Source organism: Gottfriedia sp. OAE603 (genome assembly GCF_040543965.1).
In the GTDB taxonomy this organism is placed as follows: domain Bacteria; phylum Bacillota; class Bacilli; order Bacillales; family Bacillaceae_G; genus Gottfriedia; species Gottfriedia solisilvae.
Genome location: NZ_JBEUNN010000001.1, coordinates 1491679 through 1504076, shown reverse-complemented (window position 1 = coordinate 1504076; position 12398 = coordinate 1491679). Strand labels below are relative to the sequence as shown.

Here is a 12398-nt window from a genome sequence, read left to right as displayed (position 1 = left end):
ATAAGCTTCTCTTTTTAAATTTAAACTTCCATTAAAATTGGAAGTATCATAGGTCTACGCTTAGTTTCCTTCATATAAATAAGCACTTAGTCCATCTCTTATTGAATTTTTTAACAGTGTCCATTCTATTTGATCATTTTGTAACATTCTTTCGGTAATGTCCTTAACCATTTCAGTTGATCTAGTAATAAGCTTTTCCGATTCTCTTACATAAACAAAACCTCGTGTGATAATTTCTGGACCAGATAGAATTAATCGTTTCTGCTTATTAAATGTGACAACAACTACTAGAATTCCGTCCTGTGAAAGAAGCTTGCGATCTCTCAATACGATATTACCTACATCTCCAACACCGATTCCATCGATTAGCACATTGCCAACTTCAACTCTTTCAGTGCGATTAGCAAGTCCATTTTCAAATGATACAACATCGCCTTTTTCAACAATAAATATATTTTCTTTCGGAATGCCAACTTCTTCAGCAATATGTCCATGTGCTTTTTGCATACGGTATTCCCCATGAACCGGTAGGAAATATTGTGGTTTCATTAATTCTAGCATTAGTTTTAATTCTTCCTCATAACCATGACCAGATACATGAACTTTCTTATACCCGTATATTACATTCGCGCCAGCTCTAAATAGTAGATTTACTGATGAAGAGACAAGCATTTCATTTCCTGGGATTGGCGTTGCTGCCATTAATACTGTATCCCCTTTTCGAATAGATACTTGTTTATGTGTTCCTTTTGCGATTCTAGAAAGAGCTGACATCGGTTCACCTTGTGTACCAGTTGTTAAAATTACGACATCACTTTGTTTAAAGTTATCTGTATCAACTACTGATATAAATAAATCTTCAGGAATTGTTAAGTAATCTAATTCCTTCGCTAATTCTATTGATTTGACCATACTACTACCTACAACTGCCAATTTTCGGTCTGCAGCTATACAAGCGTCAATAACTTGTTGAATGCGATAAATATTTGAAGAAAAACATGTGATGATTACTCTTCCTTTTGCATTCATAACTTCCTTTTTAATCTCTTCAGAAACTTTTTTCTCAGAACCAGAGAATCCTAGTTTTTCTGCATTTGTACTATCAGAAAGCAAGCATAGAACTCCTTTATTACCGATTAATGCAAGTTTCCCAATATCAGCGCCTTTGTACGGGCTTTTCGATTGATCAAATTTAAAATCTCCAGTATATACAACAGAGCCTTGTGGTGTATCAATACAAATACCAAAAGAATCTGGAATACTATGTGTTGTACGGAAAAAGCGAATTGAACTTAGACCGAATTCAAATGAACTTTGCTCATCATAAAGTTCAAATTGATCCATATTTTTAATTCCTTTTTCACTTAACTTTTCTCGTATATATAAATATGCTAGTTTATTTGTATAAAATTTTACATTCGGAAGCCTTTTCATAATATAAGGAATAGCACCAATATGATCTTCATGCCCGTGTGTGATAAAAACACCCACTAGTCTTTGAGCGTTTTTCTCCAAATAACTCACATCAGGTATGACATGATCAATTCCGTACATTTCTTGTTCAGGAAATTTAAGACCCGCATCAAGTACATAAATTGCTTCACCTACTTCAACAACATACATATTTTTTCCGATTTCTCCAACCCCACCTAGGGCAAATACTTTTACTTGTTCATTTATTTCTTTAGCCACTACATGTTCCTCCTATTACATATTAAATTTACAGACCGTTCAAAATCTTACAAACATTATATCCTAGTAGGAACAATGAAAACAAGATACATTCTTCCTTAAAAAGGAAAATAGTCGTGTAAAATGAATTGCATAGATGACTAGAGAATAGATAGGTTTATTAAAATTTTTTCATTTTTTGACAACAAAAAAAACCATTTTTGAACAGCGTTGCATGCTCAAAAATGGTTTGACATTTTATTAATTTTGTAATGCTTCTTCCAATTGGTTCATAAGTGAGCTTAATGTTGTGCGCTCAGCTTCTGTTAATGGAACTAGTGGTAAACGTACGCCACCAACATCTAAGCCTTTCATTTGTAAAGCTGTTTTAATTGGACTTGGGCTTGGTGCCATAAAGAAACCATCAAATAACGGTAAAAGTTTACGGTGTAAAAATTGTGCTTGCTCCATATTTCCCGTGAAGAAGCTTTCAGCTAATAGTTGCATTTCATTTCCTAATACATGTGATGCCACTGATACAGTTCCTTTTGAACCGATTGCAAATGCTGGTAGTGTTAATCCGTCATCTCCACAATAAAGTTCAAAGTCCTCAGGTGTGCGGTCAATGATTTCAGTCATAACACCTAAATTACCTGTAGCATCTTTAATTGCAACAATATTTGGAACTTCTGCAAGTCTTACAACTGTATCAATTGCTAGGTTTGCAACAGTTCTACCAGGCACATTGTATAACATCACAGGAAGTTCAGTACTTTCTGCTGCTGCTTTAAAGTGTTGGTATAACCCTTCTTGATTTGGCTTATTGTAATATGGTACGACTACCATAATTGCATCTACACCAAGCTCAGTAACTTTTTTGGTTAAAGAAACAGTTGCTCTTGTGTCATTACTTCCTGTTCCAGCAATTACTGGAATTCGGCCATCAACAACCGTAACAACGTGGCGAATTAATGCTAATTTTTCTTCTGATGTTAATGTTGGAGATTCTCCCGTTGTACCACAAACCACGATTGAATCCGTGCCATTTTCAATTAAGTAATTCACAAGTTTTGTTGTTTTTGCGAAATCAATATTACCCTTTGAATCAAAAGGTGTTACCATCGCAGTTGAAATTTTACCAAATCTACTCATTTTCCCACTCCGATCAAATAATTAATCCATTTTTACCGAGCTAAGTTCAAACGCCTCATGTAAGGCAGTAACCGCTTCAATCATATCTTCATTTTTTACAAGTACCCAAATAGTTGTATGGCTATCAGCAGATTGAAGTATTTGAATGCCTTTTTCGGCAAGAGCTGTAACAATTTTTGATGTTACACCTGGCACTCCTGCAATTGCTGCACCAACGATTGATACTTTTGCACATCCAGTCGTATAAGAAGGCTCATAGCCTATTCCTTTTAATACATCGATTGCCTTTGTAGCAACCTCATCGCTAACAGTGTACACAACACCATTTGGTGAAATATTTATAAAATCAACGCTAATACCTTTATTTGCCATTGCTTTAAATACTTGAGAATGCAAATCAAAAGTATGTTCTTTTGATGTTACACGAATTTGAGTAACATTAGGCACATGTGCAATTCCTGTAATTAATCGATCTTGAATATCTCCACCAATTAATTTTTGAGAAGGATTTGACGTTACAAGCGTACCTAGACTATTTGAGTATGTTGAACGAATTCGAATTGGTACTTTACCTTGCATTGCTATTTCAACCGCTCGTGGATGAATTACCTTTGCCCCTTGATATGCCATATTGCATATTTCTGCATATGTTACGACAGATAAAGGACGTGCTTCTTTTACAATTCTTGGGTCAGCAGTCATTACACCTTCAACGTCAGTGAAAATTTCAATTGTTTCTGCCCCAACAGCAACACCAAGAGCTGAAGCTGAAGTATCACTTCCACCTCTACCCAATGTTGTGATATCACCTTTAGTTGTAGCACCTTGGAAACCTGCCACAACTACAACATCGTAGTTTTCAAGCTCTTTGAGTAGGCGGCCGCATTTCATATCTAATATTTTAGCATTTCCAAATTCATCATTTGTACGAAATCCCGCTGATGCACCTGTCATTGCAGTAGCATGAATTCCATTTTCATTTAATAAATTAGAAAATACAATAGAAGATATTGTTTCTCCACATGACATTAATAAGTCAAGTTCTCTTTGAGAAACCTTACTTCTTTTTGCCCCTACTAAGTTTAACAATGTATCAGTAGCGTATGGTTCACCTTTTCGACCCATGGCTGACACAACTACTACTAACTTATAACCTTTTTCTAAAGCTTCTTTTATATGTTTAAGTGCGTGTGATCTACCATTCTCATCACGTACTGAAGTCCCACCAAATTTTTGGACTAAAATTTTCATCCTTGCACCTCTCTAGCTGTTTCTCACTAAATGATGCTTAATTCAATCAATTTTTCAGCAATTTGAACTGAATTCCAAGCAGCACCTTTTAATAAATTATCTGATACGATCCATAAATGGAATCCTAATGGATTGTCTAAATCTTTACGAATACGTCCAACAAATACATCGTTACTTCCAATACTATAAAATGGCATTGGATAAAGTTGTTGATCTGGATCATCTTGAAGTACGATTCCAGGTGCATCGCTTAAAATTGTTTTAAGTTCTTCAACTGTAACCTCTTTATCTACTTCGATATATACTGACTCTGAATGCCCAGAAATAACTGGTAATCTTACACAAGTTGCGCTTATTTTTAATTCAGGTAAGTGCATGATTTTTTTTGTTTCATTTATCATTTTCATCTCTTCATAAGTATAACCATTCTCTGTAAAAACATCGATTTGAGGAATTGCATTAAATGCGATTTGATAATGCTTTTCTCCGCTTTTCACTGGTAATACAGAAGGAGTTGCTTCTTCGCCATTTAAAAACGCTTGTGCTTGCTCTTTTAATGCTTCAATAGCTGTTACACCTGCACCTGATACTGCTTGGTATGTTGAAACAACAACTTTATTTAAACCGATTGTTTGACGAATAGGTTCAAGAGCAACTACCATTTGAATTGTAGAACAATTTGGATTTGCAATAATTCCTTTATGGTTAAATAAATCTTTATCATTCACTTCAGGTACTACTAAAGGAACATCTTCGGCCATTCTAAATGCACTCGTGTTATCTACAACTACTGCGCCTCTTTTAACAGCTTCATGAGCAAGTTCTTTTGACACAGAACCACCCGCACTAAATAATGCAATATCAACACCTTCAAACGCGTCTGGAGTCGCTTCTTGTACAATAACTTCTTGACCTTTATAATATAAAGTCGTCCCAGCAGAACGTTTTGAAGATAAATATTTAATTTCTTTTACCGGAAAGTCTCTTTTTTCTAAAGTAGCAATCATTTGTTGACCTACTGCACCAGTAGCTCCGACTACAGCTACAACATAATTTTCTTTATTTCCCACAATTTGCACCTTCCCTATTTCTAACTTTTATTAAATAGTTTACGCGATTTTTAGTGATATTTCAAAGCTTTTAGTTTGGACATTTCTATTCATAGGAACGAGTATGTATCCCAAGACACATACTCAATTTTCTTCATTCTAACATAGAAAAAATAAATCGGAGTTATTTTTTCCAAATTTATTATTGCAAATCGCGATATTTTTCTACTAAAACAGGTTGAAGCTGCTTTCCTTCAATCGAGGCTTTAACTGTTTCAAGTAAAGATTCCATTCTTGCCACTAATGAGTTCGGTTTTTTAACCGGATCATCTTGCCCAAATGGGATAAAATAAATATTTTTCGTACTCATTAAACGCATTAAATTCGTTCCATTTAAACCTAAAGCATCATTTGTAGAAATACCTAATACAACAGGCTTACCATTTCTTAATGTTGCTTTAGCTGCCATAAGCACTGGAGAATCAGTTTGAGCGTTTGCGAATTTACTCATAGAATTTCCAGTTAAAGGCGCAATTACCATACAGTCTAATTGAACTTTAGGTCCAAATGGTTCTGCGCCAACAATTGAATCCACTGTTTTACGACCAGTGATTTCTTCAATTTTCTTAATCCAGTCTTCTCCTACACCAAATCTTGTTGTTGTACTTTTTACAGTAAATGTAACGACTGGATATACGTCAGCTCCATCATCAACAAGTTTTTGAATTTGTGGAACGACCTCTTCATACGTACAATGTGAACCAGTAATTCCGAAACCAACCTTTTTACCTTTAAGTGACATTACGGTTGCTCCTTTCTTTTTTCAAGATCATCTCTTAAAAGCTGTGTTAATACATTTCCAATAATTTGACCAGCTGTTTTAGGAGCAACGATTCCTGGTAAGCCTGGTGCTAATAATGCTTTAATTCCTCTTTTTTCTGCATAACGAAAATCCGTGCCTCCAGGCTTTGATGCTAGATCAATAATGAGTGCATGTGGTTGTAGTTTTGAAATCACACTAGCTGTTACGATTAAAGTTGGCACTGTATTAATAACAACATCAACATCTTTCAGGGATTCTTCGATATTTTTAAATTCAAATGCCTCTAATCCCATCTCTACAATTCTTGCAATATGTTCAGATCTACGAGCTCCAACTTTTACTTTTGCACCTAAACTATGAAACGTTCGAGCAACACTCATTCCAGTACGACCTAAACCTAAGACAGCGACTTTGGAATTATGAATCGTATATTCGGTATGTTGAATAACCATCATAATTGTTCCTTCAACAGTCGGAATACTGTTATAAATAGCTACATCATCTCTTTCGAATAATTTCACTAATTTACGATTAGAGGCTGCTATGATACCGTCTAAATAACTATTACTAATTCCAGAGTAAATCGTACAATGTTCTGGTGTACTATCAAGAATCTCTTTGGTCAAAACAACTTTTTCACTTGAAAAAATTGTATCGACGACTCCTTCAATATTTGTACCAGGTACAGGTAATAAGATTGCATCTAAATCTTCAAAACTTGCATCAGCAATTAACTCTTTTGATGCGCTTGTAAAACCACTATCTAATTGTTCAAAACCAATTAATGTTACTTTTGCGTCTAACTCTGTTAACTTCCGAATAACTTCCAGCTGTCTGGCATCTCCGCCTAAAACAGCAATATGCAAGCCAGTTAACATGCAGCATTCACCTTCTTTACTTCACTATGGTAAATGGAAATGAATATAATTAAGGCAGGACTACCGCCTAACATCTTTCTCCTAAATATCTTATGAATTTCCTTTCTCATTGGTGAAAAGAAATATATAAAGAAGACCTTCATTCTTTGAAGGTCCCTCTCGCTTACCTCACTGCTTCCCTTGCTCGCGGAGCCCATTACCATTTTTTGGTAACTTCACTCCTCGAAAGACAAGCGTTTTCAATTTAGTCTCAATCCCAATTTTTTATATTTTGTAAAAAAAAAAGAGGACCCTCATTAATTGAAGGTCCTCTGTTAATCAATTTGTTATTTAATGCTAGTTGGCATGATCCCATCAGGACTTACTAGTGAAACTGCATAGTCATCTGTAAAGACAAATCGCGCGATATCATTAACATTCGAAATTGTTACTCCGTCTATTAATTGAATAATTTCATCTAAAGAGCGATGTTCGCCCAGCATTAATTCATTTTTACCATTTCGGCTCATTCTACTATTTGTACTTTCTAAGCCTAACATTAAATTCCCTTTTAATTGTTCCTTACAATTCAATAGCTCTTTTTCTGAAATGCCATCAACTGTTAAGATCTTTAATGTTTCTTGAATTGTTTCAAATAGCTGGTTTAGTTGACTTTTGCCAGTACCGGCATAAATAGCAACCATACCACTATCTTGATATGCAGAATGGTAAGAGAATACAGAATACGCAAGTCCTCTTTGTTCACGTACATCCTGGAATAGGCGACTACTCATACTGCCACCAAGAATATTATTTAATGTAATTAATGGATATAATTCGTCATGACCAATTTCTAACCCTCTGTAACCAACACATAGATGTGCTTGCTCTGTTTCCTTCTTACGTGCAATTTTACCATAGTGTAAAGTTGGTACACCAAAAGTGATTTCTTTCTTCTTACCTTCGTAATTTCCAAATAAATTTTCTACTCGGCTAACAAAAGAATCATCAATATTACCAGCTATAGAAACTACAACTTGATCTGGCGTATAAAAATCCTTCATATATTGGCGTAACGTATCACCATTAAATGATTTTAACGTTTCTTCAGTTCCAAGAATTGGAGATCCTAGTGGATGTTTCTCGTACATAACTTTACTTAATAGATCATGTACTAAATCATCTGGCGTATCATCATACATTTTTATTTCTTCTAATACTACATTTTTTTCCTTTTCTAATTCACCTTCATCAAAAGTTGAATTGAAAAACATATCTCCTAATACATCTAAAGCATAATCAGCGTGAGTATCTAAAACCTTAGCGTAATAACAAGTATATTCCTTAGATGTAAAGGCATTTACTTGTCCACCAATTGAATCAAAGCTTTCTGCAATTTCTTTTGCACTTTTTGTCTTTGTACCTTTAAAAAACATATGCTCAAGAAAATGTGATACACCATTTAATTCTGGGACTTCATTTGTAGAACCAGTTTTAATCCATATACCAATTGCAACTGAACGAACAGTTGGAATATTTTCTAAAACAACTCTAACACCATTTTTACAAGTATGTCGTACTATCATGTATTGCCTCCTATGTATGCACCGTCATTTACAATTGTAATAAATTGAAAAAATTTACTATATTTTACAATCATCTTAACAAAGCTGACATAAAAAGTCATTTTTTTTCAACATTTTTAATGGTGTCGTATCTTTTTTCGTCTAATAATGTTGAAATATTGACAACTTTCCTACCTGATGCCTCTATTTTTGTTAATAACTCATCAAGTGATTCGGCAGTTGGAGCAGTTGGATGCATTAGGACAATTGTCCCATTGTCTACTTTTTTCATAACTCGATTAATTAATACTTCTTTAGGAGGTTTCTGCCAATCGATTGTATCAGCTGTCCACATGATTGTACCTAGACCTAGTTTTGAAGCTATATTTACTACCTCGTCTCGATAGCTACCACTAGGTGGAGCAAACCATTCAACTTTTTGATCTGTAATTGCTAAAATGACTGAATTGGTTTTTTGTATTTCATTTGATATCTCATTAGTACCTAATCTTGCCATATCAGGGTGGGTGTAAGAATGATTTCCTATTTCTTGTTTTGCAGCAGTTATTAATTGTGCTACGGTTGGATTTTCTTTTACCCATCGTCCTTCTAAGAAAAATGTTGCTTCTGCGTTATGTTTTTTTAGAACTTCAAGCATACGTGGAATATATTCATTCCCCCATGCTACGTTTATTGCAAAGGCAACCAAAGGTTTTTCAGGATTTCCTCTATAAACAGGTGATGGAGGTAAATCTCGCAAATGAACTTTCGGAGAAGTCTCTTTAAATACTAATTGCTTCTCGTTAAACTCACCTTTTTTCTTCATTTTCTGATAAGAGCTTTCAATATCCACTGATAAGCCATTATAACCTGGAATAGCCTTCCATACTCGATCGATATATGCGTCTTTAGGTGCGATTTCATATGTAGGTGCCTTTGTTTTGATTTCTTCATATAAAGCATCAGAATGGCCTGCTACATAAGAAGAATTCTTTGTTAATACTGAAACATAACGATTAGTATATTGATTATTGACAGCAAAAAAAGCAATAATCATAGCGATTGACAATGCAAATACTTTCAACTTACCTCTACTCATTTCCGGACACCCTCCTACTAGAAGGAATATGATTTTTTTAAAGAAAATAGAACAAGCTTTCTACTAAATTATGTAACAAGATCATTCAACTTAAACATGATAGCGTTAATTGGATGAAGATGTTTCACTTTATACTTTAGTGTAACCAAAAAAAAGTCAGGCACTCATAGGAATTTTCCTATTTATACCTGACTTTTTTTATATTTTTCATTTCGTTCAGTGCTAAACTTCTCAAAGTCATCAGTCAATAACCTCAAAAGGTAAATTGAACCTATGATCAAGGAGAAACAAACTTATTGTTGTTCAGCTTTTTCTTTTTGTTCTTTTAATACTGCCTTGCGAGATAAGTTTACTCGTCCTTGCTTATCGATTTCAGTAACCTTAACAAGGAATTCATCGCCAAGTGCAATAACATCTTCAACTTTACCTACACGCTCTTCAGCAAGTTCAGAAATGTGAACAAGACCATCTTTACCAGCAAAGATTTCAACGAAAGCTCCGAACTTTTCAATTCGTTTTACTTTACCCATGTAAAGTTGTCCAACTTCAACTTCACGAACAAGGTCTTCAATAATTTGTTTAGCACGTTCGTTCATTGGTTGATCAACAGATGAGATAAAGACTGTTCCATCTTGTTCGATGTCAATTTTTACACCAGTTTCTTCAATAATTTTATTGATTTGCTTACCACCAGGTCCAATGACATCTTTAATTTTATCTGGTTTAATTGACATCATTAAAATTTTAGGTGCGAATTCTGATAAATCTTTTCTTGGTTCACTGATTGTAGCAATCATTGAATCTAGAATTTGCATACGACCAATTTTTGCTTGATCTAATGCTTCTTTTAGAATTTGTCTAGATAAACCTTCAATTTTAATATCCATTTGAAGAGCAGTTACACCATTAGAAGTACCGGCTACTTTAAAGTCCATATCTCCTAAATGATCTTCCATTCCTTGAATATCAGTTAAAACTGAATAATATTCACCAGATTTAATTAATCCCATCGCAATACCAGCTACAGGTGCTTTAATTGGTACACCAGCGTCCATCATTGCTAAAGTACTTGCACAAATACTTGCTTGTGAAGTAGAACCATTTGATTCAAGTACTTCAGAAACAAGTCGAATTGTATAAGGGAAATCTTTCTGATCAGGTAGACTTGGCTCAAGAGCTTTTTCGCCTAATGCACCATGCCCAATTTCACGACGACCAGGACCACGGATTGGACCAGTTTCACCAACACTAAATAATGGGAAGTTATAATGATGCATAAAACGTTTAGATTCTTCAATTCCTAATCCATCAAGAATTTGAACATCACCAAGCGCTCCTAAAGTACAAATACTTAGGGCTTGAGTTTGTCCACGTGTAAATAGACCAGAACCATGTGTACGAGGTAGAAGTCCTACTTGTGAAGATAATGGACGAATTTCGTCTAACTTTCTTCCATCCGGACGTACTTTTTCAACAGTTATTAAGCGACGAACTTCTTCTTTAACAAGTTTAGAAAGAATTTCTTTAACTTGTCCGATCGTTTCTTCATCTGCCTCTTTTTCTTCAAACTCTGCAATTACTCGATTTTTCACTTCTGTAATTGCTTCTTCACGTGCATGTTTTTCATGTACTTGAATTGCAGAATTTAATTCTGCTTCACAAAGGTCACGAACTTGCTTTTCTATTTCAGCATCTAATTGATGAAGTTTTACTTCAGATTTTTCTTTACCTACTTGAGCTGCAATATCTTCTTGGAAAGCAATTAATTTCTTAATTTCTTCATGTCCAAACATAATAGCTTCTAACATTACATCTTCTGGCACTTCATTAGCACTAGCTTCAACCATGTTAATTGCATCTTTTGTTCCAGCTACTGTCAAGTTAATATCACTTTCTTCAGCTTGTTCAACAGATGGGTTAATCACAAATTCTCCATTAATACGACCAACGACAGCACCTGCAATTGGGCCATTAAATGGAATATCTGAAACTGATAAAGCTAATGAACTACCGAACATTGCAGCCATTTCTGAAGAACAGTTTTGATCAACACTCATTACCATGCTGATTACTTGAACCTCGTTACGGAAACCATCTGCAAATAGTGGTCGAATTGGACGGTCAATTAATCGACTTGCTAAGATTGCTTTTTCACTTGGTCTACCTTCACGTTTGATAAATCCACCAGGAATTTTACCTACTGCATATAAACGCTCTTCATAGTTTACAGTTAATGGGAAAAAGCTAAGATTTTTTGGTTCTTTTGAGGCAGTTACAGTTGAAAGAACGACTGTATCACCGTATCTAACTAATACTGCTCCATTCGCTTGTTTTGCTAGTTGGCCTACTTCTACTGTAAGTGGTTTACCAGCAAGCTCTGTGGAAAAAACGTGCTTTTGTTGTTCCATATGGTATAAATACCCCTCTCTAAATGACAATTCATTGTACTTACCTTGAATTATGTAAAAATCTTCATATTACCTATTATCTCCTATGTTTAGCAAAGAAATCAACTAACGATAAAGAGATTAAAATATTTCTTAATAAAATTAACGATATGTATAAGAAAAAGCGGGAAGAAATCCCGCTTTTCCTAGAAGTATCTGTTTAGTACTCGAAATTAACGACGTAAACCTAATTTAGTAATTAATTCACGGTAACGAGTAATATCTTTATTACGTAAGTAGTTAAGTAAGTTACGACGCTTACCAACCATTTTTAATAAACCACGACGAGAGTGGTGATCTTTTTTGTGAGTACGTAAGTGCCCATTTAAAGAGTTGATGTTTTCTGTTAAAACTGCAATTTGAACTTCTGGAGAACCAGTATCGTTTGCATGAGTTTTGTAAGTGCTGATAATTTCGTTTTTACGTTCTTGAGTTAATGCCATGTTTTTTCACCTCATAAAATTATTGTTGAACACCTATCACC

At 34.7% G+C, this 12398-nt stretch carries 9 protein-coding genes and 1 pseudogene; all 10 read right to left on the bottom strand.

Annotated elements, in window-relative coordinates; all coding sequences use genetic code 11:
• Positions 1 to 20: 20 nt before the first annotated feature.
• Positions 21 to 1692: pseudogene (locus ABID96_RS07470) on the bottom strand (ribonuclease J).
• A 240-nt stretch (positions 1693 to 1932) separates the two neighbouring features.
• Positions 1933 to 2823, bottom strand: coding sequence for a 4-hydroxy-tetrahydrodipicolinate synthase (gene dapA, locus ABID96_RS07465; RefSeq protein WP_192601462.1), 891 nt, complete (start codon positions 2821 to 2823; stop codon positions 1933 to 1935).
• 21 nt (positions 2824 to 2844) lie between these two features.
• Entirely contained in the window at positions 2845 to 4074 is a 1230-nt protein-coding gene (dapG, locus tag ABID96_RS07460) for an aspartate kinase (protein WP_192601461.1), read from the bottom strand.
• Positions 4075 to 4100: 26 nt separating this feature from the next.
• Positions 4101 to 5144 carry an aspartate-semialdehyde dehydrogenase gene (gene asd, locus ABID96_RS07455; RefSeq protein WP_192601460.1) on the bottom strand — a complete coding sequence of 348 codons (1044 nt, stop codon included), beginning with the start codon at positions 5142 to 5144 and terminating at the stop codon, positions 4101 to 4103.
• A gap of 181 nt (positions 5145 to 5325) precedes the next feature.
• The gene (dpaB, locus tag ABID96_RS07450; RefSeq protein WP_192601459.1) at positions 5326 to 5925 is read right to left on the bottom strand and encodes a dipicolinate synthase subunit B; all 600 of its coding nucleotides are present in this window, start codon (positions 5923 to 5925) and stop codon (positions 5326 to 5328) included.
• Positions 5925 to 6824 carry a dipicolinic acid synthetase subunit A gene (gene dpaA / locus ABID96_RS07445; protein WP_192601458.1) on the bottom strand — a complete coding sequence of 300 codons (900 nt, stop codon included), beginning with the start codon at positions 6822 to 6824 and terminating at the stop codon, positions 5925 to 5927. Before dpaA ends, dpaB begins: the two co-directional genes overlap by 1 nt.
• Positions 6825 to 7150: 326 nt before the next feature.
• A complete protein-coding gene (locus ABID96_RS07440) occupies positions 7151 to 8389 on the bottom strand; it encodes a M16 family metallopeptidase (RefSeq protein ID WP_192601457.1) in 1239 nt (412 codons plus the stop codon).
• A 97-nt stretch (positions 8390 to 8486) separates the two neighbouring features.
• Entirely contained in the window at positions 8487 to 9425 is a 939-nt protein-coding gene (locus ABID96_RS07435; protein WP_483301335.1) for a polysaccharide deacetylase family protein, read from the bottom strand.
• A gap of 335 nt (positions 9426 to 9760) precedes the next feature.
• Positions 9761 to 11875 carry a polyribonucleotide nucleotidyltransferase gene (pnp, locus tag ABID96_RS07430; RefSeq protein ID WP_192601455.1) on the bottom strand — a complete coding sequence of 705 codons (2115 nt, stop codon included), beginning with the start codon at positions 11873 to 11875 and terminating at the stop codon, positions 9761 to 9763.
• 212 nt (positions 11876 to 12087) lie between these two features.
• Entirely contained in the window at positions 12088 to 12357 is a 270-nt protein-coding gene (rpsO, locus tag ABID96_RS07425; RefSeq protein ID WP_087998503.1) for a 30S ribosomal protein S15, read from the bottom strand.
• Positions 12358 to 12398 lie beyond the last annotated feature (41 nt).

Coding starts and splice junctions, on each gene's coding strand:
- rpsO (WP_087998503.1), bottom strand. CDS start 12,357: ATGGCATTAACTCAAGAACGTAAAAACGAAATTATCAGCACTTACAAA.
- pnp (WP_192601455.1), bottom strand. CDS start 11,875: ATGGAACAACAAAAGCACGTTTTTTCCACAGAGCTTGCTGGTAAACCA.
- dapG (WP_192601461.1), bottom strand. CDS start 4,074: ATGAAAATTTTAGTCCAAAAATTTGGTGGGACTTCAGTACGTGATGAG.
- dapA (WP_192601462.1), bottom strand. CDS start 2,823: ATGAGTAGATTTGGTAAAATTTCAACTGCGATGGTAACACCTTTTGAT.
- dpaB (WP_192601459.1), bottom strand. CDS start 5,925: ATGTCACTTAAAGGTAAAAAGGTTGGTTTCGGAATTACTGGTTCACAT.
- dpaA (WP_192601458.1), bottom strand. CDS start 6,824: ATGTTAACTGGCTTGCATATTGCTGTTTTAGGCGGAGATGCCAGACAG.
- ABID96_RS07435 (WP_483301335.1), bottom strand. CDS start 9,425: ATGATTATTGCTTTTTTTGCTGTCAATAATCAATATACTAATCGTTAT.
- ABID96_RS07440 (WP_192601457.1), bottom strand. CDS start 8,389: ATGATAGTACGACATACTTGTAAAAATGGTGTTAGAGTTGTTTTAGAA.